This is a genomic window from Paracoccus angustae (assembly GCF_042648745.1).
GTDB classification, from domain to species: Bacteria; Pseudomonadota; Alphaproteobacteria; order Rhodobacterales; family Rhodobacteraceae; genus Paracoccus; species Paracoccus angustae.
Genome location: NZ_JBHRXY010000005.1, coordinates 1 through 24,284, shown reverse-complemented (window position 1 = coordinate 24,284; position 24,284 = coordinate 1). Strand labels below are relative to the sequence as shown.

Genomic DNA, 24,284 nt, shown 5'->3' with positions numbered 1-24,284 from the left:
CTCCCGTCAGGTTCTCTGGTCCGGCTCCGAGGGGAGCGCATATCGGATAACACGCAGATGGTCATCGTCCTCCAGCGTGACTTCAAGCACCTGGTTCACAAGGTCTGGATCGGCGTCAAGTTCGAGCAGGGCTTGCTCGAACAACTCCAACTGGAGGGCTCGCGTCATACCCTCGGGGCCATTGAGGCAGACCAGGCCGGCATGCAGATCGACACGGGCATATTGCCCTTTCTCGCCGGGGCGCGAGGCTGCGCCCCGGAAATCGACGGAATTGCGGGTCACGAAGGTCCAGTCGTCCTCGATGATGAGGGGTAACCGTCCGGTCTAACCGCTCTGCCGCGGTGTGAGAGTGCGGGATAGTGTCCACCATTGATAGTGGACACTGTGGTGATGACGTGGCGCGTCGGACGAAGCGGCTTTGGACGGATGAGGAGAAGCGGTCGATCTGCTTCCAGACGGCGGCGCCGGGGGTATCGGTCGCCCAGGTGGCGCGGCGCTACGCGGTGAATGCGAACTTGATCTTCAAGTGGCTGCGCGATCGCCGTTACGCGCCGGACCCCGCCTCGGCTCTTCCCCCGTCAGAGGAGGCGCGCTTTCTGCCTGTGGAGATTGTCGCGGAGACCAGGTCTGCCCGGGCAACACCTGCCGCCCACAACCACATCGAGATCGAATTGGCGGGCGGGCACCGGATGCGCATCAGCGGGAGCTATGATCCCGAGGCTCTGGCGCGGCTGATCCGGGGCGTGACGGCGTGATCCCGGTTCCGGCGAACACGCGGGTCTGGCTGGCGGCGGGCGCCACCGACATGCGCAAGGGGTTCACGGCACTGGCGGCGCAGGCCGAGGCGGTGCTGAAGCAGGACCCGTTCGCCGGGCATCTGTTCGTCTTCCGTGGCCGTCGGGGCGATCTGGTGAAGGTGATCTGGTGGGATGGCCAAGGCGCGTGCATGTTCATGAAGCGGCTGGAGAAGGGTCGGTTCGTCTGGCCCTCGGCCAAGGAGGGCAAGGTGGCTTTGTCGCCTGCGCAACTGTCGATGCTGCTGGAAGGCATCGACTGGCGGGCACCGGAACGGACGTGGCGGCCTCTGGCGGCGGGATAGTCCACGGCGCCTGCAATCAGTGATTCCCACAAGTAATACAGTGGGATAAACTTTCCGCATGCTCACCCAGGCCCTGACATTGCCGGAAGACCCCGAGGAGCTGCGCAGCTTCACCGCGCGGCTTCTGGCCGAGGTGAAGGCCCAGGCGATCCTGATCGAGAAGCTCCGGCATCAGCTGGCCGGGCACCGGGCGCACCGGTTTGGTGCGTCGTCCGAGACGGCGGAACAGTTGCAGCTGGCCCTTGAGACCAGCGAGATCGCCGCCGCCGCGATGACCGCGCGGATGAAGCTGCCGGACATCGAGGAGAAGGACAAACCCAAGCGTCGTCCGATCCCGGACCACATCCCGCGAATGGAGGTGGAGCTGACACCGAGCACAGATGCCTGTGCCGATTGCGGCGGGCGCCTGCGCCGGATCGGGGAAGATGTGACGGAAGAGCTGGAATACGTTCCCGGGCGGTTCATCGTGAACCGGCTTGTCCGCCCTCGGCTGACCTGCTCGTGCTGTGAACGCTTCGTGCAGTCCCCACTGCCCTCGCGCCCGATCGAGCGCGGTCGCCCGGGGCCGGGCCTCCTCGCCCATGTCTTGGTGAGCAAGTATGCCGACCACCTTCCGCTCTACCGCCAGAGCCAGATCTTCGAGCGCGAAGGTCTCGACCTGGACCGGTCCACCCTGGCCGACTGGGTGGGCAAGAGCACGGCCCTGTTGGAGCCGCTGGCCGACGCCATCGGGCGCCATGTCTTCTCAGCCGAGGCGATCTTCGCCGACGACACGCCGATCAGCATGCTGGCGCCCGGCACCGGCAAGACCCAGACCGCCCGGCTCTGGACCTATGCGCGCGACGAACGCCCTTGGGGCGGGCAGGCCCCACCGGCGGCATGGTATCGCTTCTCCGGTGACCGCAAGGGCCAGCATCCCAAGGACCACCTCGCCCGCTTCCGCGGCTGGATGCACGCCGACGGTTATGCCGGGTTCGAGGATCTCTACCGCTCCGGCACCATCCGCGAGGTCGCCTGCATGGCCCATGTCCGGCGAAAGTTCGTCGATATCCATCGGTCGCAGGGCTCCCCGATCGCCGGAGAGGCCATCGGCCGGATCGCACAGCTCTACGCCGTCGAGAAAGAAGCCCGAGGGTCGCCGCCAGACCGCCGCACGGAACTCCGCAAAGCTCACGCCGCCCCGGTCTTCGACGATCTGCAGCGATGGCTGGCCATGAGACTGACGGAAATCTCGGGCAAATCCCCGCTCGCGGCCGCCATCCGCTATGCCCTGACCCGAATGGACCGCCTGCGCCCCTACCTCGACCACGGCATCCTGGAGTTGGACAACAACACCGCCGAACGCGGCATGCGCGCCATCGCCCTCGGGCGGAAGAACTACCTCTTCGTCGGCTCCGAGGCGGGCGGCAACGCCGCTGCCATCGCCTACACCCTGATCGAAACGGCCAAGCTCAACGCCGTCGATCCCCACGCCTGGCTCGCTGACACTCTCGCCCGCATTCCCGACTACAAGATCACCAAGGTCGATGACCTGATGCCGTGGCGCTGGAACGGATAGCGGTCACGCCGGACGGTTACGATGAGGGGGATGAGATCCCAGTCCTTCGCGCCCGAGCGGCCCAGCCAGACGACATGGGACGATTCCCCATGCCCCCTCTGGTGAGCCAGCTCGGTCAGCTTCGGGCTGAGGCATTCGTCGATCAGGAACTTCATCCGGCTCGCCTGCGCGGCACGCGATGATCCGAGAGGATGCGCGCACCTTCGGGCAGTCTGGCGATGAGCGGCTTCGGCCGTCCGCGAAGGGGGTTGGCCTCCGCATAGAGCGCGGCCAATTCCAGCCTGTCCTCGGTCAGAGACGGATAATCCTCAAGGATCTCCTTGGCGGGGACGCCCGCCGCCAATGCGGCCGCGACGTCGTGAACCGGAACGCGCGTGCCGCTGATGACCGGGGTGCCGCCCATGATGTCATCGGAGATGGTGACCACCTCGCGCGCGGCGTCCAGCCGTTCCAGCCGTGCGACGGAACGCTCGAAGAAGGGCAGAAGGTCGATGGTCAGGAAGTCGTGGCGAACGGTCCAGTCGGCTTTCAGCATGGCCTCGGTGGCTGCGCGGTTCCAGCGCCGCAACCGTGGCTCGGCGGAGCGGATGGCGAACAGGCGTTCCTCCGAGGTCAGCCGTTTGGCGCTCTCGAAATAGAAGGCGATCAGGGTGCAGGCGGCCCCTAGCACGAAACGTCCGTTTTCGACCGAGACCAGCGTTTCGGGCAGGATGCGCTCGTCGATGACGCGATTGACATCGCGCAGGCTGACGCGGGCGACCACGGCCGCCTCCGTGGCCTTCAGCATTTCAGTCGCGGGCATGGACGCCTCCAACCAATAAATCTTCCGATGTGTCGGAATATATATTGGAGGCGCCCCAATTTCAAGGCTGACCCACGATCCGCCAGCCGTTTCCGCCATCCTCAAGCCGCCAGAGGCTGCGCCACGTCGGCGGTTCTGTCGTCGTTGCCTGCTGCCTTCTGAAGGAAGCGCGCGAGCGACGTCTTCCGGGAGTCCCGATCCAGCGCGTAGGCGGTCTGCTTGAACTCGATGCCATCGAGCAGGCCCTGAATGTAGCCAGCAATCGTGTCGGCCGCCATGATGAGGGCCGTGTCGACGGTGTGGATGTAATTGCTCGTGACAGACCCCTTGGCGTGACCGACGAGAGCGGCGATGGTGATCTCCGTGAACCCGAGATCATTCGCTATGCTCGCGAAGCTATGGCGAAGAACGTGGGGAGTGACATCGGCAAGCGGGGAGTCCGTGAAGATCTTCTTCCAGTGATTGGGGAAGCTGCCGAACGCTCTGTCCTCATCACGGCCGGGAAACACATAAGTGCCGATACGCGACTTGGCGCGCTCTTCCAGATACTCCACGACAGGCAGCCCGATGGGCCGAATGGAATAGCCTTCCTTGCTGTCTTCAAGGCGCAGGCAACTGGCTTGGGCGTCAACTTCGCTCCAGCTTAGCCCGATCATTTCCGATCGGCGGCAACCCGTCATGGTGATCTGGCGGATGATCTCGACGGTCATGGCATAATTCTCGTTCTGCGCTGCTTTGCGCAGCAAGACACCAAGTAGGCGATACTCCGCCTCGGACAGCCGACGCTTGCGGACGTTATCCTTCGGTTTCTTGATGCCATGCGCCGGGTTCCGCTCGATGATCCCAGCATCGACGGCATAGGTAAGAATACCGCCGAGAAGGCTGACGGTTCGAGCGGCAGTCCCAGGACCGCCGCGGACAATGGCCCTGCCTCTAAGCTTATCGGTCTTGACCGAAATCCGAGTTTTACCCGCCATGACGTCTTTGAGGAGCTTGTTGACGTCGGATTTGGTCAAGTCACGCACCCGCCGACTGCCCAAGAGCGGGATGATGTGCCGGTTGATCCGCCCGGTATCGGTCACAATCGTGCTGTGCTTCTTTGGACGGCCGCCTTTCCCCATGATGAGACCGGCGTTCATGTCATTCAGATAAAGAGTGCAGAGTTCCTTGACCGACATGGACTTGCGATCGAGCTGCTTTTCCTCGGCCGGGTCTTCGCCGCGCGCGATCCTGCCAAGTTGGACCTTGGCCTCCTGGCGGGCCAGTTCTGGCGTCCAGATACCATGCAGGCCGATGGTGTAGCGCCGCGACCGTCCTCCCTGGCGATACTGGATCACATAGCTGCGCTTGCCTGATGTGAAGACACGAAGCCCGAAACCGGGTAGCTCATCGTCCCAGATCACGTAATCACTGCGACGGCTTTCCGCCGCATCGACGACGCGTTTTGTAAGTTTAGCCATGGACTTCCTCCGTCACATGCCCGAAAACCCGCGTAAGCACCACGTAAGCAGCAGGGCGAAAACCGTGGCGAACAGAAGGATAGGCTTGTCGGCGAAGGAAATCAAATTCCTTTTTATTTACAGTAACATAGCGCATCATGGCGTGCCCCTTTCGGTAATCGACGGAGCTAGTCGTAATCCCTCCGAAGGCAGAGGCCAGGGGTTCGAATCCCTTCGGGTGCGCCATTTCAGAACAGAACTATGAACGCCGAACGCCGCCGTTTCTACGCTTGAACCGGCGACCAGCGTTCGCAGCAGTTCCGACTTCGATCCCATGATGCGAACCTCGTCGTCGGCGACCTCGACACGCTGCGCCAGTGCGCGCAGATGGTCGCGGCGGTAGCCGCCATCGTCGAGGCGTATGCGTTCACGGGCCTTAAGGGCAAACCCCTTGAGCATGTCAGGGCTGATGCCCTGATTGCCTGAACTGTCGAGCGCGAGCTGTGTGCGTTCCGCGTCGGCGGCAGCTTGATCCCGCAAAGCCTTTAGGCTCGCCATCCGCTCTTTCGCCATCGCGTCGTCCTTATCCACCATGCCGGCTTCGATAGCGTCAAAGAGCCGGCCGAGCCGCTGGTCGGCGTCCGTGATTCGCCGGTTCAGCTCGGCAAGATACTCGCGGCGGCGCTCGGCTCGCTCCTGCCGCCGGTCGATGACGCTGGCGAGGACAGTTTCCAGCCGTTTGGGCTGGAGAAGGCGATCCCCGATATGATCGGCGACAAGATGGTCCAGCTTGTCCATCGGGATCGTGCGGCCCTTGCAACCGGTCTTGCCCTGCCGCGCCTTGGTCGAGCAGGTGTAATAGCGGTAAGTCGCTCCCGTGCTGCCTTGGCCGGTGCGCAGCGTCATCGCGCCCCCGCATTTGGCGCAGAAGCAAATGCCAGTCAGCAGCGTCGGGCCGCTGGAGACATCCAAGCCAGCTTGTCGCAGGAACGGTGCCTCGGAAAGCCGTGCATACAGATTAAGCATCCGAGTTTCGGCACGTCGGATAAATGTTTCATACGCCATGGGGATAATCTTGGTCCGCCCTTCCTCGCGGACGCCTTCACGCGGTGTTAGTCGCGATCCCAGGACAAAACAGGTCACACGCGTAGAATCGTCAATTAATCCGTGAGTCTGCAATTCAACGACATACTTCCATGCTTGGTTCTTCTGATCCATGCCGATAGGAATGCCGGGCCGCTTCAACTCGACAACAATCAAGTGCTCCACGCCAATAACTTCGTGCTGCTCATCGAACGCAGGGCGGGCAAACAGTCCTACACTGCCATCGGGTAGAATAACGAAGTCGGGCCGGTTCAGGCTGCCCTGTGCGGTTCCGCCAAGCAACCGTCTGATAACCTCCGACATGCCGCGATTGGACGTAAACTCGATGCTTTCGAACTCAGGACCGAATACCCATAGACTCCGCTCAATGAGAGGCTGAAGCTCGCGGACTTCATCGGCGCGTTCATCGCGAAGCTTTTCGTGCAGTTCGCCGATCAGCTTCAGTCGATTCTGGATTTCATCTAGCGCCAGCTTAGCGGTCGCGACGCTCCAATCTGCGAGAATGCCGTCCAACTGGTCCAGCTCGCCTGGTTGAAGGCCATGCAGTCGCGCCAGCAAGCTGTATCGGGACGACGACGCCTCCAAATTAGCAAGAATGCCAGCCACTTGATCAATCTGTTCCGGAGAGATGCCGGGGCAGGTATCGATGACTTGATCGACAAAGCTGTTCCACCGCTCAGCTCGCGCGCGTCGCCGCTTTCCACCACCATCACCTTGGGCAGGTAGATTTCCGTGGAGGCGAAAGCCGGGCGGCGCTGGATGGCGCGGGCAGTTTTGCCCATCACGCTCTTGTCGTCCTGTGTCACGCGCAAGACGAGATCGCCAAGGCCGTCCCGTTCGAGGCCGTCTTTAATGGCATCGACGACCGTAGCAGTACCCGCGTGATGCGTGATGACGTGGCACTCATCGAGCGCTTCAACGCCTGTCTTGAGCCCGCCGGGCTGCCGAAGAATACGGCCGACAAGCTGAGTCATGGCTTTTAGGTTGGCGCTGGCCGCAAGGCTGCACAGCACGTAGGCAAATGGGCAATCCCAGCCCTCTTGCAGCGCCTGTTTCGTGATGATCGCCCGCACCCGGTTGGTGGGCGACAAAAGGTCTTGATTTTCCGGATCGTTGAGATCGTTCTGCTGCGCGGTTTTGATCGCGATTTCCGCCTGATCGAAACCTGCCGTCAAGAGCCATTCGTTCACGTCCTCGGCGTGGATATGGCCGCTTTCGCGCTGATCCACGCCTGTGCGCTCGACCTGGACCAGCATGATCGGGCGAATATAGCGGCCCGTATTTGCTTGCAGTTTTCGGGCTTCAACATCGAGCGCGTTGAGCTTTGCAAGCGCCGCGTTCAGCGTTGCTTTCCAGTCATTGCCCTGCCGGGGGTCGAGGTTGAGCGGCATCTTTATCATGCCCTCGCGGTCCAGCTCGCGCCCCGTCACTTCCACCAGCACATTGGCATAGCGGCCTTCGCGGGGATTGCGGCCTCCGCGCGGCTGCACATCCTGCGGCGTGGCCGTCAGTTCCAGCACGAAACAGGGGTTGAACCCGTAGAGCGTGCCGAAGGCGAGATCGGAAATGGCGCGGTGGCCTTCATCCATCACGACCACGGGCCGGATGATCCGAAGGGCGTTTCCGAGGGAATCCTTCACCATCGGGAACATGCCCGTATAGGCGGAAAGGTTCGGGGTGCGGTCTATGGCCGCCTGATGAGCCTGTTGTTCGCCTTCAGGCGGGAAGAAGCCGTGCACGTCGCCCCGGTCCTGAAACATTTTCAAGGAATCCTGCGTCTCGCGGTTCGCGGATTGCAGCATCAGCAGCATGACGCAGAGATTGGTTTCCACGTCCCGCGCATCGAGCCGGTCCGTTTTCTCCATGATCTTCACGCGCCCTGCCGCTGCGCGGTCGAGCGCCTGGCGATCTTTCGGCCGTGGCTGAAGCTGTCGTTGGCCCAATCCAGGCCGTCCAGCGTCAGGGCCAACATCTTCAAAACGATGTCTCGGTCGTTCAGTTCTGGCTCAGCGAACAGGCGCAGTTCAACTTCGGTCCGCGCCGTTCGATACGCCGCATCGGGTCGGGTTCGGCTGCGTCCTTTTGGCTTGTGGCGGAACTCAGGCGCGAGATCGGCAAACCGACCGCGATCAGGCACAGCGGGACGGCCCTGCCCGATCATCCCGCGCCTTGCTGCCGGTACAGGCCCGACAGCTTCCGGTCTGTCCGATGTCCGGCAGGCAGCTCGGTTCTGCTGGCGGAACAGCCAAGGCAAAGGCGGTTCCCTGGCCGCGCAGGTCAGGAAAGCGCCTCCGCGGCAGCCATGTCCTCAGCCCGCCAGCAACGCCGCGTTTCCGCCTGCCGCAGTGGTGTCCACGCAAAGATGACGTTCATGGGCCACATGCGCCAGGTCGGGCAATCCGGTGACCAGTTGCACGATCTCGCCTTCCCGTGCGGCGAGAGCTTGGGCATAGGCGCGGCCCTCCGCCTCGTCGCCCCACCAAAGAACGGCGGCCATGGCGGGCAGACGGGTCAAGGCTTCGGGCGGCAGGGGGCCGTCCGCGGCAACCGCATCGCCGCCAAGCGCCGCGACGGCGGCGACCTGGGCCGTCACGGTCTCGGCCCCGGGGCCGAGGCAGAGGACCGGCGGACGGGTATGGGCGGTCAGGCGGTTCAGCTCTCCGGTCGGGCCGGGCATCAGGCGTTCGTCGATCTTGCGCGACACATGGGCGGCCAACTGGGCGCGGATGCGCCCCTCGTCGGCCTGTCCCCGCCAGTCGCCACCCGCCGTCGCAGGCGCTTGCGGCGCGAAGAAGCGCGGCACATAGCGGGGGCCGCCCGCCTTGGGACCGGTGCCCGACAGCCCCTCGCCTCCGAAGGGCTGGCTGCCCACCACCGCGCCGATCTGGTTGCGGTTGACATAGATGTTGCCCACATGGATGGCGTCGCTGACCTCCTGCACGCGCGAGTCGATGCGGGTGTGCAGGCCGAAGGTCAGGCCGAAGCCGCGCGCGTTGATGTCGGCCACCACCTGGTCCAGCTGGTTGCCCTTGAAGGTCGCGACATGCAGCACGGGGCCGAAGACCTCGCGTTCCAGATCGTTGATGCCCGCCACGCGCAGCATGGTCGGGGGCACGAAGGTGCCTTGCGCGGGCACCGGCAGCTTGTGAATGACGCGGTTGCCGTTCGCGGCGACATAGCCCGCGATGTCGTCGCACGCCGTGCTGTCGATCACCGGCCCGACATCGGTCGCCAGATCCCAGGGGTCGCCCACAACCAGTTCGTCCATGGCGCCCTTGATCATCTCGATGACGTGGGGGGCGATGTCTTCCTGCACATAAAGGCAGCGCAGGGCAGAGCAACGCTGGCCAGCCGACCGGAAAGCGCCGTTCACGATGTCGCGCACGGCCTGTTCGGGGAGGGCCGTGCTGTCCACGATCATCGCGTTCAGCCCGCCGGTTTCCGCGATGAGCGGCGTGCCGGGGGTCAGGGCCTCGGCCATGTTCTTGGCGATGGTCTGGGCCGTCGCGGTCGAGCCGGTGAAGACCACGCCCTTGACGCGTTGATCGGCTGTCAGCGCCGATCCAACCACGCTGCCGCGTCCCGGCAGCAGTTGCAGCGCCGAGACGGGCACGCCCGCCTGGTGCAGCAGCCTGACGCCCAGGGCGGCGATGATCGGGGTCGCCTCGGCGGGCTTGGCGATCACCGCGTTGCCCGCCATCAGCGCCGCCGCGATCTGGCCGGTGAAGATCGCCAAGGGGAAGTTCCACGGGCTGATCGCGCCGATGATGCCGCGTGGGGCGCCGGGGTTCGTCTCGCCCTCGGCCGCGTAGTAGCGCAGGAAGTCCACGGCCTCGCGCAGTTCGGCCACGGCGTCGGCCAGCGTCTTGCCGGCTTCCTTCGCCAGGATGCCGAAGATCGGGCCGAAGTTTTCCTCGTAAAGATCGGCGGCGCGGCGCAGCACGGCGGCGCGCTCGGCGGCGGGCGCGTCCCAGGGGCGCGCATCGTCGATGGCGCGGGCGGCGGTGGCGGCATCCGCCATCGTCACAGAGGCGATCTTGCCGCCCGTGGCGGGGTTCGTCACGTCCTGCACCGTGCCCGAGGGTTCGCGGACCGTCAGCGGCGCCGCGTCGGGAATGGCCACGTCGCGGGCGGCGTTGATCCGGGCCAGCGTCTGTTCGTCCGACAGGTCGAACCCGGCCGAGTTCCGGCGCGAGGCGCCGTAAAGATCGGCCGGCGCCAGCAGCGAGGCCGGGGCCTTGGCGGTCGCCAGCGCGTCGAAGGGGTCGCGCGCGACCTCCTCGGGGCTGACGCTTTCATCGACGATCTGGTTCACGAAGCTGCTGTTGGCGCCGTTTTCCAGCAGGCGCCGCACCAGATAGGCCAGCAGGTCGCGATGCGCCCCCACGGGGGCATAGATGCGGCAGCGGCCCGCCGTTTCGCGCAGCACGATGTCGTGCAGGCGTTCGCCCATGCCGTGCAGGCGCTGGAATTCGAAGCGGATGTCGCCCGCCATCTCTAGGATCGCGGCGACGGTATGGGCGTTGTGGGTGGCGAACTGCGGATAGATGCGGTCGCCGTAGCCGATCAGCTTGCGGGCATTGGCGATATAGCTGACATCCGTGCCGGTCTTGCTGGTGAACAGGGGAAAGCCCGGATGGCCTTCGACCTGGGCGCGCTTGACCTCGCTGTCCCAATAGGCGCCCTTGACAAGCCGCACCATGATCCGCCGGTCCAGCCGCCGCGCAGTTTCGTAAAGCCAGTCGATGGTCTGGCCCGCGCGCTTGCCATAGGCCTGCACCACCACGCCAAACCCGTCCCACCCGGCCAGCGAGGGGTTGGACAGCACCGCCTCGATCACCTTCAGCGACAGAACCAGGCGGTCCTGCTCCTCGGCGTCGATGTTCATGCCCATGTTCGCGGCCTTGGCCTGCTGGGCCAGCCGCAGCACCACCGGCACCAGCTCGCGCATCACGCGGGCCTCCTGCGCGACCTCGTAGCGGGGGTGCAGCGCCGACAGCTTGATCGAGATGCCGGGGTTCCGTTCGACCGACCCCTTGTCGCAGGCCTTGGCGATGGCCGCGATGGCGTCGCCGTAGGCGCGGTCGTAGCGCGCGGCATCAGCCGCCGTCATCGCCGCCTCGCCCAGCATGTCATAGCTGTAGGTGAAGCCCTGCTTTTCGCGGGTCTTCGCCCGGTCCAGGGCATCGGCGATGGTCTGGCCCAGCACGAACTGGCGGCCCATCTCCTTCATCGCGCGTCCCACGGCGGTGCGGATCACAGGTTCCCCCAACCGGCGGACCATGCGGCGCAGGGTGCCCGCCTGGTCGTCGTCCAGAACCTTGCCCGTCAGCATCAGAGCCCAGGTCGAGGCGTTGACAAGACTGGACGAGGCCTCGCCCAGGTGCCTGCCCCAGTCGGACGGGGCGATCTTGTCCTCGATCAGGGCGTCGATGGTGATCTTGTCGGGCACGCGCAGCATCGCCTCGGCCAGGCACATCAGGGCCACGCCTTCACGGGTGGACAGCCCGTACTCGGCCAGGAAATGCTCCATCAGCGAGGGGCGCGCCTCGGCCCGGATGCGACGCACCAGATCGGCGGCGCGGGCGGTGATGACGGCGCGGGCATCGGGCGACAGGGCGGCCTGCGCGACAAGGCGTTCCAGAAGCCGCGCCTCGTCAGCAAACTTGGCCTGGGTGGAAAAGACGCTGGGGCTGACGGAAGACATGGCCTGACTCCTTGACTGATCGGACGTGTTTATCATAGTTCCGGCAGGCGGTGCGCCTGAAAACATCGGGCTTTCTGGTTCGATGGAACATTTCGCGGGACGTTTTCAGGATGAATGCCAAGCTTGATGCCCTGGACCAGAAGATTTTGGCCGAACTGACCCGCAACGCCCGCATCTCGGTCGCGGAACTGGCCCGCAAGGTGGGTCTGTCCAAGACCCCCGTCGCCCTGCGCATCAGGCACCTGGAGGAGATCGGCCTGATCACCGGATACCGCGCGATCCTGTCGCCCGTGAGACTGGGCCTGACCCATGTGACCTATGTCGAGGTCAGCATGAGCGACACGCGCGAAGCCGCGCTGCAACAGTTCAACGCCGCAGTCCGCGCCATTCCCGAGATCGAGGAATGCTACATGATCGCGGGCGGCTTCGATTACCTGATCAAGGTCCGCTCGCGCGACATGGCCGATTTCCGGCGCATCATGGCCGAAAAGATCTCGGGGCTGCCCCATATCAGCAACACGTCGAGCTATGTCTCGATGGAGGCGGTGGTGGAGCAGAACTTCACCTTCGGCTGATCACGCCAGCCGGTCGATGATCCAGGACGCGATCATCAGATCCAGATGCGCGCCGCCGCCGTTCTTGAAGACGGTGACCTGATCGTCCGACTGCCGCCCGCGCGCGCCGGGCCGCACGAGGTCGTAAAGATCGCCCCCGATGCTGGCGGGCGTGATCGCGCCCGAGGCCAGGGGCATCAGCAGCTCGCCGATATGAGCAGTGGTTTCCCGGCTGTCCACGAACAGCGCCCCCCGGGCCATCAGCGCGTCGTCGGCTTCCCGCATGTCGGCCTTGTAGGCGCCGATCAGGTCCACATGGGTGCCGGGACGCACCCAATCGCCCCGGATCACGGGGTCGCGGGCCATGGTGGTGGTGGCGATGATGTCGGCCTGGCCCACGGCCGCTTGCAGGTCGGTCGCGACAACCAGGCGGGCCGCGCTGTCGACGCCGTCCAGCAGGGCCTGCGCCTGCTCGGGGCGGCGCGCCCAGACCGTCACCTGCTCGATCCCCGGCAGGACCGCCGCATAAGCGTGGACCAGGCTGGCCGCCACCGCGCCCGCGCCCACGATCAGCAGGCGCCGGCTGCCGGGCCTGGCCAGCAGGCTGGCCCCCAGCACCGAGTCCGCCGCCGTCTTGTAGGCCGTCACCAGCCCGCTTTCGACGATCGCCCGCAGGCGGCCGTTGTTCCTGTCAAAGACCAGCATCGCCCCCTGCACGGTGGGCAGGCCCCGCGCCGCATTGCCGTCGAACACCGTGAAGGGCTTCGCGCCATAGCCCAGGCCGTCGATGAATGCCGACCGGGTCATCATCGTGGCCGTCGAGGGGCCAAGAAACGCGTCCGCGATCTCGGCCCTGGGAAGCAGGTGCCCGGCCCGCAGCGCCTGGACGGCGCCCGGCCAGTCCAACCGTCCTGCGGCATCGTCATGGGTGATGAAGGGAATTGCGCAACCGTCGCGGCTCATCGGACACCATCTTCTGGCGGATCACGGAAAGGCGGGCACGGGAACCATGGCGGAGCGGGTGTCCGTCATCGCACCTGCCACATCTGTGCCTGTCCAACGATTGGGAAGGTGCGGCTTTTCGTTCCGTGCCGCAAAGCGTGCCGCATGTTGTAAGGACTTCTCGGGGTGATCTAGCCGGTTTGGATCGGCTTGGAAAGGGTGATGATCCGCCCTCCACCAGACCCGCCAATGCCGCGCGCCTTTCGACACCGCCCCGGCCATCAGCACCGCGCCGCACCGGTCGCGTCGTTCCCTGGACGCCGTGGCAACGAGTGCCCGCACCGGGACGACGACATGGCTGTCCGACAGAAAACGGGATTCTCATCGTCCATGGCGTCGGTGCCGGACCTGCGCGCTGCGGAGGCAGAAGCCCGGGATCCGAATTTCTCCGTATGGGCCATTTCCCATGACCCTCTGGACGCCGCGCCTTGTGTCAGGTCTTCTGACGCAAACGGACGGAGGCCCCATGGACGATCTGGAACGGCGCATTGCGCAAGCCCGTGGCGATGAACCCGCCGACCTGGTGCTGCGGGGCGGGCGGGTCTTCGACCTGATCACCGGCACGATGATCGCGGGCGACGTGGCCATCTGCGGCGACCGCATCGTCGGCCTGGGCGCGGACTACGAAGCCCGCCAGGTTGTCGAGGTGACCGGCCTGACGCTGGTGCCGGGTTTCATCGACACGCATCTGCATGTCGAAAGCAGCCTGGTCACGCCCTTCGAATTCGACCGCTGCGTCACGCCGCGCGGCATCACCACCGCCATCTGCGACCCCCACGAGATCGCCAACGTCATCGGCCTGGACGGCATCCGCTGGTTCCAGCAGGCGAGCGAGCGCACGCTGATGGATCTGCGGGTGCAGCTGTCCTCCTGCGTTCCCTCGACCGAGATGGAAACGTCGGGCGCGCGGATCGAGGCCGAGGATCTGCGCGCCGTCATGGGCCATCCTTCGGCCGTCGGGCTGGCCGAGTTCATGAACTATCCCGGCGTGATCCACCGCGATCCTTCGGCCATGGCCAAGCTGCGGCTGTTCGCGGGCGGCCACATCGACGGCCATTGCCCGCAATTGTCGGGACGCGACCTGTCGGCCTATGTCGCGGCGGGAATCCGCACGGAACACGAGGCGACCACCGCCGCCGAGGCCCTGGAAAAGCTGCGCAAGGGTATGCGCGTGCTGATCCGCGAGGGGTCCGTCAGCAAGGATCTGGCGGCCTTGCAGCCGGTGCTGACCGATGTGACCGCGCCCTACATGTGCCTGTGCACGGACGACCGCAACCCGCTGGACATCGCCGAACACGGCCATCTGGACCACATGATCCGCGAGCTGATCCGGCGCGGCAGCCCCGTGCTGGCGGTCTATCGCGCGGCATCGCTGTCGGCGGCCGAGGCCTTCGGGCTGAAGGACCGCGGGCTGATCGCGCCGGGCCTGCGCGCCGACATCGTGGCGCTGGACAGCCTGGACAGCTGCCGGGCGCGGCTGGTCCTGTGCGGCGGGCGCGTGGTGGATGATGCGGCCTTTGCCGGGCGCGGCGACCTGGCCCCCATCGGCCGCCATTCGGTCAAGGCGCCCCCCATCGCGGCGCAGAACTTCCGCTGCCCCGGCAATCGGCGCGACACGCCCGTGATCGGCATTGTCGAAGGCAAGATCATCACCGACCACCTGACCCACGACATCGCGCCCGAGGACGGCGACAAGCGCCCCGATCCGTCGCGCGATCTGGCCCGGATCGCGGTGATCGAGCGCCATGGCAGGAACGGCAACATCGCCACGGGCTTTGTCCAAGGCTTCGGCCTCCGGCGCGGCGCAATCGCCTCGACCGTTTGCCACGACCACCACAACATCGCCGTGGCAGGGATCGGTTACGACGACATGGCCCTGGCCGCGAACCGCCTGTCGCAGATCGAGGGCGGCTTCGTCGTGGCCGAAGGCGGCAGGATTCTGGCGGAACTGCCCCTTCCCATCGCCGGCCTGATGAGCCTCGACCCGTTCGAAGCCGTTCGCGACCGCCTGATCCTGCTGCGCGAGGCCGCGAAAGGCCTGGGCGTCACGCTGGAGGAGCCCTTCCTGCAATTGGCCTTTCTGGCGCTGCCGGTCATCCCCGCCCTGAAGATCACCGACCGCGGCATGGTGGATGTGACGCGGTTCGAAATCATCTCGGGCTGAAAAGCCTGCAAAAACAATGATCTAGATGATATTGGCTGGGGCGGTAGGATTCGAACCTACGGTACACGGTACCAAAAACCGATGCCTTACCACTTGGCCACGCCCCAACTGTGGGAGGGTGAATAGCCAAGGCCGCGCGGGGGTGCAAGCCGAAAAATCACAAAACTTGTCTGTCTGGCGGCGGCACTTTATGCGGCCCCCATGGAACAGGTCGATCTGCTGATATTGGGCGCCGGGGCGGCGGGGTTGTTCTGCGCGGGCTCGGCCCTGCGGCAGGGCCGGCGTGTGGTGGTGCTGGATCATGCCCGCGAGCCGGGCGAGAAGATCCGCATTTCGGGCGGAGGACGGTGCAATTTCACCAACCTCGCGACGGCGCCGGATCGCTTTTTGTCGCGCAACCCGCGTTTCGCGGCCAGCGCGCTCTCGCGCTATACCGCCGCCGATTTCCTGGGACTGGTGGACCGGGCGGGGATCACCTGGCACGAAAAAACGCAAGGACAGCTTTTTTGCGACGGCAAGGCGACGCAGATCACCCGGATGCTGCTGGACCGGATGAAGGGCGCCGCGCTGCGGATGCAGACCGCCCTGCACCGAATCCGGCATGACGGCACGGGCTTTGTCGTCGAAACCTCGGGCGGAACAATCGGGGCAAGCCAGGTGGTGGTGGCCACCGGCGGCAAGTCCATCCCGAAAATCGGCGCGACCGGCATCGCCTATGACATCGCCGCCCGGTTCGGCCTGCGCCTGGTCGAGACCCGCGCCGCCCTGGTGCCCCTGACCTTTGCCGAACAGGAACTGGCCTTGTGCCGTCCGCTGGCCGGTGTCTCGGTCGAGGCCGAGATCCGCCACGGCTGCGGCCGGTTCCGGGATGCGCTGCTGTTCACGCATCGCGGGCTCAGCGGGCCGGTGATCCTGCAAATCTCCAGCTTTTGGCAGGAAGGCGAAAGCCTGCAAATCGACCTTGCGCCCGGCCGCGACATCGCGGCAGAGCTGAAGACTGCCCGCGGACAAGCGGGCCGGGTCAATGTCGCCTCGGCCCTTGGCCGTACCCTGCCCGCGCGTCTTGCCACCGCCATCGCCGAGGACATGGGTCTGGCGCAGGCCCGGCTGGCCGACCAGCCCAATGCACGGCTGGAGGCGCTTGGGGCGCGGATCAACCGCTGGCAGATCCGCCCCGTCGGCACCGAAGGCTATCGCACGGCCGAGGTGACGCTGGGCGGCATCGACACCCGGGACCTGGATGCGCGGACCATGCAGGCCCGCAAAGTCCCGGGATTGTTCTTTATCGGTGAATGCGTCGATGTCACGGGCTGGCTGGGCGGATACAACTTTCAATGGGCTTGGGCATCGGCGGATGCGGCAGGCCGCGCCGCCTAGCCCATCACGGGATTGGCCTTGGCCAGCCGGTCGAAGGCCATCAGCGATTCCACCAGGGCGGGCATCCGCTCCAGCGGTATCATGTTCGGACCATCCGACGGGGCGCGGTCCGGATCCTCATGCGTCTCGATGAAGACGCCCGCCACGCCAAGCGCCACGGCCGCGCGCGCCATCACCGGCGCGAATTCGCGCTGCCCACCCGAGGATCCGCCCTGCCCGCCCGGCTGCTGCACTGAATGGGTCGCGTCCATGATCACCGGATAGCCGGTCCGCGCCATGATCGGCAGCGACCGCATGTCGGCCACCAGCGTGTTGTAGCCGAAGCTGGCGCCGCGTTCGGTCAGCAGGATCTTGTCGTTGCCGGTCGAGGCCACCTTGTCGGCCACGTTCGGCATGTCCCAAGGTGCCAGGAACTGACCCTTCTTGATGTTGACCACCGCGCCTGTCCGTCCCGCCTCCAGCAGCAGGTCGGTCTGGCGCGACAAAAAGGCCGGGATCTGGATCACGTCCACAGCCTGCGCCGCCTGGACGGCCTGTTCGGCGTCATGGACGTCGGTCAGCACCGGGCAGCCGAGCCGTTCGCGGACCATCGACAGGATTTGCAGGCCTTCCTCGATCCCGATCCCGCGGCGGCCCTTCAACGAGGTGCGGTTCGCCTTGTCATAGCTGGCCTTGAAGACAAAGCCCGCCCCGGCCTTGGCGCAGGCTTCCGCCATCCGTTCCCCGATCATCAGGGCGTGGTCCAGCGTTTCCAGCTGGCAGGGTCCGGCGATGACCACCAGGGGTAGATCGTTGCCGCAGGAAAGATCGCGGATGCGGATATGCTTGGGCGGGGTCATGTGGATACCTGTTCACGAAGGATAGAGGCTGTCAGCGACAGCATCAGATAGATACCCGAAAAGATCAGAAAGGCCACCAGCGTATTCTGGAAGGCCTTGGGATAGGTCGCCTCGTCCGGCGGCACGGGGGCGACGGACAGCGACAGATAGCGGACCTGCTTGTTGGCCTCGATCCGCGCGGCCTCCATCTGCGCCGCCGCCGTTGCCAGCAGGCCCTGGCGCGTCAGGAGGTCGCTTTCCGCGATCCGCAGCTCGCCCGAGATCAGCGCCAGCGAATTGCGTTTGCCGTCGCCTTCGGTCAGCTGTGTGCGCGTCTCGGCGATCATCTCCTCCAGCCGGGTGATGTCGCCGCGCAGGGCAGCCACGCGGCTTTGCAGGGGTTGCGGGTTGGACAGCACCTGTCCCAGTTCCAGCCGCTTGGTCGCAAGCTGCGTTTCAAGCGCCGAAACCTGGTTCATCACCACCGTCCCTTCCGCCACCGGATCCAGGACGCCCAGCGTTTGCTGCAATTCCTGCACGCGGCGCTGCGCCGCCAGCACCTTGGATTCGGCATCCTGATAAATGGCGATCGCGCCCTCCATCTGGTCGTCGCGCAGGCGCGAGGTCATCTGGTCCACCTGATCTTCGGCATAGGCGATCAGGGCCAGCGAGAAATCGTGGCTTTGCTGGGGATCGGGGGCGATCACCTCCATGTCGATCATCCCCTCGGTCGGGTCATAGCCGATCTTGACCGATTTCCTGTAAAGCTCGAACGTCGCCTCGTTCGTGGCGTCAGAGGGCAGACGCTTGACCGGGTCGATGCCGGGATCCTGGTAAGCCGCCCGGAAGGCCTTGTCCGCGTCCAGCCGCAGCATCGCGTCGCGCGATGTCAGATAGCTTTGCACCGCGACAGAGTCGGTGTTGGTGGCAAGCTGCGATCCCGACAGCAGGCCCCCCAATCCGCCGCCGCCCGAAGACCCCTGCCCTTCCGCCGACTGGATGCGGAACTGCGACACCGTTGCATAAAGCGGCGTGGCCACGCGGAAGTAATACCAGCCCGCCAGGACGGTCGGCAGGATCACGAAGGCCAGCAGCCGCATCCCCAGCAGGAACATCCGCCGGCGCCTGCGTCTGGCGATGTCGCGCTGGATGCGAAAGATCTCGGCCGCGCGCTTTTCCTCGGTCAGAACCTCGCGCGAGGGCAGGTCGGGCTTGGCCGGCCCGACCTCGGTTGCCGGGCGGGGCGCGGGCGCGGCGGGCTTTTTCGGCATCACCGCCGGCGTGTTCGCCGCCGGCCTGGCCTGCGCGCGGCTGCCCTCGCTGGACAGGATCTGTCCCAGGGCCGCGCGGTGCGAAGGGTCGATGCCCCGCTGGCGCAGGCGAAGCACCGCCTCCTCGTCCGAGGCGACCTCGATCTGGTGCAGGGCGGCGATCCGGCGGGCGATGCGCAGCTGCCGCTCGGACAGGTTTTCGGCGCGGATCGCCGCCAACTGCCCGCTCAGGTCCGTCCCGGACGCGGGCATGGGCGGATCGGGCGGTTTGACCTGGGACAACAAACCCTCGTCGACCGGATCGGTGCGCATGAAGCGTTCGCGGTCATCGTTCTGCGGCGGCGTGCCCGGCGGCTCGGCCTTCTTGCGGACCGAGATGCGGATGCTGCTGTCCGAAAAGGGCTGCCCCCCCGGACAGGCGGCTTCGCCGCCCATGTCGGGCCGCACGGATTCGGCAGCCGAAGCGTGATACCGGCGGACCTTAGGCGGTGTAGTCATAATACTGTTTCGCCTCAGCAAGGGATTCGAAGGAATACAGCCGTCCGTTCCGCAGGATGGCGGCGGACCGGCAGAACTTCTCGATCGTGGCGGGCTGGTGGGACACGATCACCACGGTTGCGGTCTTCAGCCGGTCATACAGAACCGCGCCCGCCTTGCGGTTGAATTCCACGTCGGTCGTCTGCGGCATGCCTTCGTCGATCAGGTAGATGTCGAATTCCAGCGCCAGCAGCAGCGAGAAGGTGAACCGCTGCCGCATTCCCGCCGAATAGGTGCCCACGGGCATGTCGAAATATTCGTCGATGTCCGTCAGCCAGCGCGTGAAGGCCGACACGTAATCGGGGTCGAGGCCATAGATGCGGGCGATGTATCGCGCGTTCTCGTTCGCGGAATGCTTCGTGACGACGCCCCCCATGAAGCCCAGGGGAAAGGAAATGCGGCAGGTGCGGCGGATCGTGCCTTCGTCCGGCTTCTCCAGCCCGCACATCATGTTGATCAGCGTCGTCTTGCCGGTGCCGTTGGGCGCGAGGATACCCAGGGAATTGCCAAGCTGGACCCGGAACGAAGCCTGATCGAGGATCACCTTGCGGCGCATTCCCGTCCAGAAGGATTTCGAAACATTGTCGAATTCCAGCATCAGTCATCCCTGCCGCCGCACGGCCCTCGGGGCAGGATCGCCCGGCGCAGGCGACACTAGTCCCGGGCGAGCGGACTGTCCAGTTTTCCCCTTGCGGTAATGCCTGCCCCGCGCCGGTTTGTCACCCTTCAAACACGGCGCATTTTCACTATCTGTTCCCCATGAACCCGCTTGAACAGTCGATCCGCGCCTGCCGCCTTTGCGAGGAACGCTTTGCCGCCACGGCCACCGCCCACGTCCCTCGCCCCGTGGTCTGGTTCCGGCCAGCCGCGCGCATCCTGGTGGTGGGCCAGGCGCCCGGGATGCGGGTGCATCACAGCGGGCGGCCCTTCACCGATCGGTCCGGCGACCGGCTGCGCGACTGGATGGGCGTGGACCCGTCCGTCTTCTATGACCTGGACCGCATCGCCATCGTGCCCATGGCCTTTTGCTTTCCGGGCTATGACGCGCGCGGGTCGGATCTGCCCCCGCCGCCGCTTTGCGCGCAGACCTGGCGCAAGCAGGTCATGGAACGGTTGCGCCCCCGGCTGACGCTGCTGGTCGGCGGCCACGCGATCCGCTGGCATCTTGGCCTGCGGGACGTGACCGCGGCGGTGGCATCCTGGCGCCAACATGCGCCGGCGGTCTTTCCCCTGCCCCACCCGTCCTGGCGCAACACCGGCTGGCTGAAACGCAACCCCTGGTTCGCATCCGGCCTGCTGCCCGAGTTGCGCGCCGCTGTCCGGGCCGAACTTGTGCGCAACGACTGACCCTTTGGTCCGGCCCGCGCAAGCCCCGTGTTGACAGGCCAGGCCCGCCGGGCCATGCCCTGCCATATGACGACCGACATCCAGATCGCCCGCGCCGCCCGCAAGCTGCCCATCGCCGACATCGCCGCCAGGCTGGGTCTGGGCGAAAACGACATCCTGCGATACGGGCCGGACAAGGCCAAGATCGCGCATGACGCGGTGGCCGGACTGGCCGGCCGGCCGCGCGGCCATCTGGTGCTGGTGACGGCCATCAACCCCACCCCTGCGGGCGAAGGCAAGACCACCACCACCGTCGGCCTGGGCGACGCGCTGAACCGCATCGGCAAGCGCGCCACCGTCTGCATCCGAGAGGCGAGCCTCGGCCCCAATTTCGGCATGAAGGGCGGCGCGGCCGGGGGCGGCCATGCCCAGATCGTGCCCATGGAGGAAATGAACCTCCACTTCACCGGCGATTTCCACGCGATCACGGCGGCCCACAATCTGCTGGCCGCAATGATCGACAACCACATTTATTGGGGCAACGCCCTGGACATCGACACGCGCCGCATCACCTGGCGGCGCGTGATGGACATGAATGACCGCGCGCTCCGCGACATCGTCGTGGGGTTGGGGGGCGCCTCGAACGGGTTCACGCGCCAGACGGGCTTCGACATCACGGTCGCGTCCGAAGTCATGGCGATCCTGTGCCTGGCACGCGACCTCGACGACCTGCACGCCCGCCTTGGCCGCATTGTCGTGGCCTATGGCCGCGACCGCCGCCCGGTCACGGCCCGCGATCTTAAGGCCGACGGCGCCATGACCGTGCTGCTGCGCGACGCCTTGCAGCCGAACCTGGTCCAGACGCTGGAAAACAACCCGGCCCTGGTTCATGGCGGCCCCTTCGCCAATATCGCGCATGGCTGCAACAGCGTGATCGCCACCGATACCGCGCTGCGCCTGTCCGACTATGTCGTGACCGAGGCGGGCTTCGGCGCCGACCTGGGGGCCGAGAAGTTCCTGGACATCAAGTGCCGCCTGGCGGGCCTGTCGCCTGCCGCCGCCGTGCTGGTGGCGACGATCCGCGCGCTGAAGATGAACGGCGGCGTCGCCAAGGAGGATCTGGCGGCCGAGAATGTGGCCGCCGTGACGCGCGGCTGCGCGAACCTGGGGCGCCACATCGAAAACCTGCGCGGCTTCGGCCTGCCGCTGGCGGTGGCCGTCAATCACTTCGCGGGCGACACCCCCGCCGAGATCGCGGCGCTTCAGGATTACTGCGCCCGCCACGGCACCGCCGCGATCCCGTGCCACCATTGGGCCAAGGGCGGCGCGGGGGCCGAGGAACTGGCCCGGCAGGTCGTCGGGCTGGTGGAAGGCGGCGAGGCCGATTTCCACACCCTTTACCCCGACTCGATGCCCTTGTGGCAGAAGATCGAAACGATCTGCACCCGCATCCACCGCGCCGCGCATGTCGAGGCCCTGCCCGGCATCCGCGCCCAGCTGGATCTGTGGGAGGAACAAGGCCATGGCCGCCTGCCGGTCTGCATCGCGAAGACGCAGTATTCCTTTTCGACCGACCCCGACCTGCGCGGCGCGCCGGAAGGCCATGTCATCCCGGTCCGAGAGGTCCGCCTGAACGCGGGCGCGGGCTTTGTCGTCGCCATCTGCGGCCAGATCATGACCATGCCGGGCCTGCCCCGCCATCCGGCAGCCGAAACCATCGGCCTGAACGGCCTGGGCCAGATCGAGGGACTGTTCTAGGCCGCCAACGGCAGGCTTGGCCGGGGATTGTGCCAGCGCCGGTGAACGGCCATGTGCAGGGCCACAAGCGCGGCAAGGGTCGGGCGCAGCGCCGCCCGATCCTGGTCGGCGGTGCCGAAGCCGATCCGGGCGGGGAAGGATCCGTCCGGGCGCTGGCTTGCGATCACGTCGGCCAGCAGCGGCGCAACGTCGTGGTCCGGGTCGATCAGGCACAGGCAATAACACATCTGCGCCAAGGGCATCAGCAGACCCTTCCGGGCGGCCCAGTCGGCCAGGCGCAGGCAGGTCGCAAAGGCCTCGCCATAGGTGCGGACATCGGCAAAGCGCGGACGCTCGGCCCCGAAACGGTAACACAGCATCAGAACATGGGCATAGCCGTCGATGTCCTGCTCGGTCAGGCGCTCCTCGGGGATCGGGCTGCGCAGAGCCGCCTCGGCCTCGGCAAAAAAAGCGGTGTTCGGGTCGCTGGACAGGGCCAGGCGTTCGCTCGGCGACATGGCGGGCAAGCTGATCCGCATCGTCCCCGCCTGCGGCGAAAGGCAAAGAAGCGCGGCGCCGGACCGGAAGTCGGCCTGGGACCGTTCCCGAAGGCTGGCGATGAAATCACGCGTGAAATCGGGCGTGACGCGGCTGCGGATGAAGGTCTGAAGCGGTGCCGGGCTGCCGCGCAGGCCGGTGCATATATGCGCGGCAACGGCAATATCGGCCAGATCGGGCAGATGGGGATCAGCCGGTTCGGACAGCAGGGGCAGAAGCTCGATCTGGTTGCGCAGCCATTGCTGGCTGCGTGCATTGATCAAGGTCAGCAACTGCTTGTAGGCGGGGTCACGAGACATGAGCTTTCCCTCCGAGACATATCACCGATTAAAAACCCCGATTAAGAATTTGGCAATTAATTAGCTGCAAGGGGGCGACGGCGAACTGTTGAATATGAATTGAAAATATTCCATATATTTCGGTTCCGGGACCGATGGTGGAAGGCAGCGGGAAAAACCGCGGACGACAGGCCCGCAGCACGACCAGGATGCAACCCGTAACCATGACCACCCGGACATGTTCCTGTGACGCGCAAAAAAACATCGCTCGGCAACGGTCTCCAGATTGCCCCTGAGCGCCGGTCCGGTCAAGACAGCGTCAAGCCGCCCCTCGCCGTGCGCGTCCGGCAAGGAAAAAAGTAGGCGATCAAGAGCGGCTGCCGGTCGGCAAGACCCCTGGGGTGCCATGCTTCAACTGTCGGTGATCTGTTCGGGCTGTTCCGCCATGGCGCCGGCCCGTCCCAATCACATCAAGGTCGATGCGCCGGTCCTGTGTCAGGCATCATGCGCGACCCGGGAAGGAGGCAATAGAACACCATCCAGCAGGTTGGGCATGATCGACTGATCGGCAATCTGTTTCGAATTGGCAATGTTTATATGCCTGCCGATGGTTCATCCCGAAGATGCCAGGCACCTAGTCTTTTCGATTTGATATTTAAAGCATAATTCCGGGGTTTATATAAAACAGCCGTCGTTGCAAGATCCTGATCTGCCTTGTCCGGCGCATCGTCGAAATTTTTCAACAATAGGTATAAGCCGGAAAAAGATTATCGTCAGACATCGCCCCCCTTTGCATCTTGCCTAATCGGGACCCGAGCACCCCGTGATTTCGTCGGTTTGATCAAATAGCCGGGTACTTCAAGATTACTTTGCCGGGGCTCTGTTGCACAAATCCTGTGAGGGACTCATCTCGTGAATCCAGCATGGTAGCTGGGTTGCATGAACAGACCGAC

The 24,284-nt window shown here is 65.4% G+C and carries 22 protein-coding genes and 1 tRNA gene; 8 read left to right on the top strand and 15 right to left on the bottom strand.

Annotated features, from left to right (window positions below):
• Window positions 1–6: 6 nt before the first annotated feature.
• On the bottom strand, window positions 7–282 hold the full coding sequence (locus ACFOM8_RS08445; RefSeq protein ID WP_205963182.1) for a hypothetical protein: 276 nt from the start codon (window positions 280–282) through the stop codon (window positions 7–9).
• 113 nt (window positions 283–395) lie between these two features.
• Here ACFOM8_RS08445 and tnpA point away from each other — a divergent pair, with 113 nt between their 5' ends.
• Genes tnpA through tnpC form a run of 3 tightly spaced genes read left to right on the top strand, consistent with a single transcriptional unit; the run spans window position 396 to window position 2,657 of the window.
• Entirely contained in the window at window positions 396–755 is a 360-nt protein-coding gene (gene tnpA, locus ACFOM8_RS08440; protein ID WP_226341152.1) for an IS66-like element accessory protein TnpA, read from the top strand.
• The gene (gene tnpB / locus ACFOM8_RS08435; protein ID WP_035746778.1) at window positions 752–1,099 is read left to right on the top strand and encodes an IS66 family insertion sequence element accessory protein TnpB; all 348 of its coding nucleotides are present in this window, start codon (window positions 752–754) and stop codon (window positions 1,097–1,099) included. The genes tnpA and tnpB overlap by 4 nt, the downstream gene beginning before the upstream one ends.
• Before the next feature lie 58 nt (window positions 1,100–1,157).
• Window positions 1,158–2,657, top strand: coding sequence for an IS66 family transposase (gene tnpC, locus ACFOM8_RS08430; protein ID WP_035746780.1), 1,500 nt, complete (start codon window positions 1,158–1,160; stop codon window positions 2,655–2,657).
• On the opposite strand, the gene ACFOM8_RS08425 is transcribed toward tnpC, so the two are convergent.
• The 8 genes from ACFOM8_RS08425 to putA form a co-directional block, all read right to left on the bottom strand.
• Entirely contained in the window at window positions 2,606–2,812 is a 207-nt protein-coding gene (locus tag ACFOM8_RS08425) for a DUF5615 family PIN-like protein (protein WP_089389002.1), read from the bottom strand. The two genes, tnpC and ACFOM8_RS08425, sit on opposite strands and share 52 nt — an antisense overlap.
• On the bottom strand, window positions 2,809–3,420 hold the full coding sequence (locus ACFOM8_RS08420) for a DUF433 domain-containing protein (protein ID WP_377761027.1): 612 nt from the start codon (window positions 3,418–3,420) through the stop codon (window positions 2,809–2,811). Before ACFOM8_RS08420 ends, ACFOM8_RS08425 begins: the two co-directional genes overlap by 4 nt.
• A gap of 140 nt (window positions 3,421–3,560) precedes the next feature.
• A complete protein-coding gene (locus tag ACFOM8_RS08415) occupies window positions 3,561–4,919 on the bottom strand; it encodes a tyrosine-type recombinase/integrase (RefSeq protein WP_080620466.1) in 1,359 nt (452 codons plus the stop codon).
• The gene (locus ACFOM8_RS08410) at window positions 4,912–5,058 is read right to left on the bottom strand and encodes a hypothetical protein (RefSeq protein WP_155043630.1); all 147 of its coding nucleotides are present in this window, start codon (window positions 5,056–5,058) and stop codon (window positions 4,912–4,914) included. Before ACFOM8_RS08410 ends, ACFOM8_RS08415 begins: the two co-directional genes overlap by 8 nt.
• On the bottom strand, window positions 5,055–6,560 hold the full coding sequence (locus ACFOM8_RS08405) for a recombinase zinc beta ribbon domain-containing protein (RefSeq protein WP_377761026.1): 1,506 nt from the start codon (window positions 6,558–6,560) through the stop codon (window positions 5,055–5,057). The genes ACFOM8_RS08410 and ACFOM8_RS08405 overlap by 4 nt, the downstream gene beginning before the upstream one ends.
• The gene (locus ACFOM8_RS08400) at window positions 6,464–7,876 is read right to left on the bottom strand and encodes a DEAD/DEAH box helicase (protein ID WP_377761025.1); all 1,413 of its coding nucleotides are present in this window, start codon (window positions 7,874–7,876) and stop codon (window positions 6,464–6,466) included. The genes ACFOM8_RS08405 and ACFOM8_RS08400 overlap by 97 nt, the downstream gene beginning before the upstream one ends.
• Complete coding sequence (locus ACFOM8_RS08395) at window positions 7,873–8,163, bottom strand: hypothetical protein (protein WP_377761024.1); 291 nt, start codon at window positions 8,161–8,163, stop codon at window positions 7,873–7,875. Before ACFOM8_RS08395 ends, ACFOM8_RS08400 begins: the two co-directional genes overlap by 4 nt.
• A 147-nt stretch (window positions 8,164–8,310) precedes the next feature.
• A complete protein-coding gene (gene putA / locus ACFOM8_RS08390) occupies window positions 8,311–11,709 on the bottom strand; it encodes a bifunctional proline dehydrogenase/L-glutamate gamma-semialdehyde dehydrogenase PutA (protein ID WP_377761023.1) in 3,399 nt (1,132 codons plus the stop codon).
• A 110-nt stretch (window positions 11,710–11,819) separates the two neighbouring features.
• Here putA and ACFOM8_RS08385 point away from each other — a divergent pair, with 110 nt between their 5' ends.
• On the top strand, window positions 11,820–12,284 hold the full coding sequence (locus ACFOM8_RS08385) for an Lrp/AsnC family transcriptional regulator (protein WP_377761022.1): 465 nt from the start codon (window positions 11,820–11,822) through the stop codon (window positions 12,282–12,284).
• Here the strand turns inward: ACFOM8_RS08385 and ACFOM8_RS08380 are convergent, their stop codons facing one another.
• Entirely contained in the window at window positions 12,285–13,226 is a 942-nt protein-coding gene (locus ACFOM8_RS08380) for an ornithine cyclodeaminase family protein (RefSeq protein WP_377761021.1), read from the bottom strand.
• 505 nt (window positions 13,227–13,731) lie between these two features.
• Between ACFOM8_RS08380 and ade the strand changes: the two genes are divergently transcribed.
• Window positions 13,732–15,429, top strand: coding sequence for an adenine deaminase (ade, locus tag ACFOM8_RS08375; protein ID WP_377761020.1), 1,698 nt, complete (start codon window positions 13,732–13,734; stop codon window positions 15,427–15,429).
• Between the two features lie 32 nt (window positions 15,430–15,461).
• On the opposite strand, the gene ACFOM8_RS08370 is transcribed toward ade, so the two are convergent.
• Window positions 15,462–15,536 (bottom strand) — tRNA-Gln (locus ACFOM8_RS08370).
• A gap of 94 nt (window positions 15,537–15,630) precedes the next feature.
• Between ACFOM8_RS08370 and ACFOM8_RS08365 the strand changes: the two genes are divergently transcribed.
• Entirely contained in the window at window positions 15,631–16,806 is a 1,176-nt protein-coding gene (locus tag ACFOM8_RS08365; protein WP_377761019.1) for a BaiN/RdsA family NAD(P)/FAD-dependent oxidoreductase, read from the top strand.
• Here the strand turns inward: ACFOM8_RS08365 and kdsA are convergent.
• Genes kdsA through ACFOM8_RS08350 form a run of 3 tightly spaced genes read right to left on the bottom strand, consistent with a single transcriptional unit; the run spans window position 16,803 to window position 20,030 of the window.
• A complete protein-coding gene (gene kdsA / locus ACFOM8_RS08360) occupies window positions 16,803–17,645 on the bottom strand; it encodes a 3-deoxy-8-phosphooctulonate synthase (protein ID WP_377761018.1) in 843 nt (280 codons plus the stop codon). The genes ACFOM8_RS08365 and kdsA overlap by 4 nt on opposite strands.
• Window positions 17,642–19,393: a capsule biosynthesis protein gene (locus ACFOM8_RS08355; protein WP_377761017.1), complete on the bottom strand. Its 1,752-nt coding sequence runs from the start codon at window positions 19,391–19,393 to the stop codon at window positions 17,642–17,644. The genes kdsA and ACFOM8_RS08355 overlap by 4 nt, the downstream gene beginning before the upstream one ends.
• Window positions 19,377–20,030: an ABC transporter ATP-binding protein gene (locus ACFOM8_RS08350; RefSeq protein ID WP_377761016.1), complete on the bottom strand. Its 654-nt coding sequence runs from the start codon at window positions 20,028–20,030 to the stop codon at window positions 19,377–19,379. Before ACFOM8_RS08350 ends, ACFOM8_RS08355 begins: the two co-directional genes overlap by 17 nt.
• Before the next feature lie 161 nt (window positions 20,031–20,191).
• On the opposite strand from ACFOM8_RS08350, the gene ACFOM8_RS08345 reads away from it, so the two are divergent.
• Together ACFOM8_RS08345 and ACFOM8_RS08340 are read left to right on the top strand one after the other, a co-directional pair.
• Window positions 20,192–20,779, top strand: a complete 588-nt coding sequence (locus ACFOM8_RS08345; RefSeq protein WP_377761015.1) for a uracil-DNA glycosylase family protein — start codon at window positions 20,192–20,194, stop codon at window positions 20,777–20,779.
• Window positions 20,780–20,845: 66 nt separating this feature from the next.
• A complete protein-coding gene (locus ACFOM8_RS08340; RefSeq protein WP_377761014.1) occupies window positions 20,846–22,516 on the top strand; it encodes a formate--tetrahydrofolate ligase in 1,671 nt (556 codons plus the stop codon).
• Here the strand turns inward: ACFOM8_RS08340 and ACFOM8_RS08335 are convergent.
• Window positions 22,513–23,352, bottom strand: coding sequence for a hypothetical protein (locus ACFOM8_RS08335; RefSeq protein ID WP_377761013.1), 840 nt, complete (start codon window positions 23,350–23,352; stop codon window positions 22,513–22,515). The genes ACFOM8_RS08340 and ACFOM8_RS08335 overlap by 4 nt on opposite strands.
• Between the last annotated feature and the right edge of the window lie 932 nt (window positions 23,353–24,284).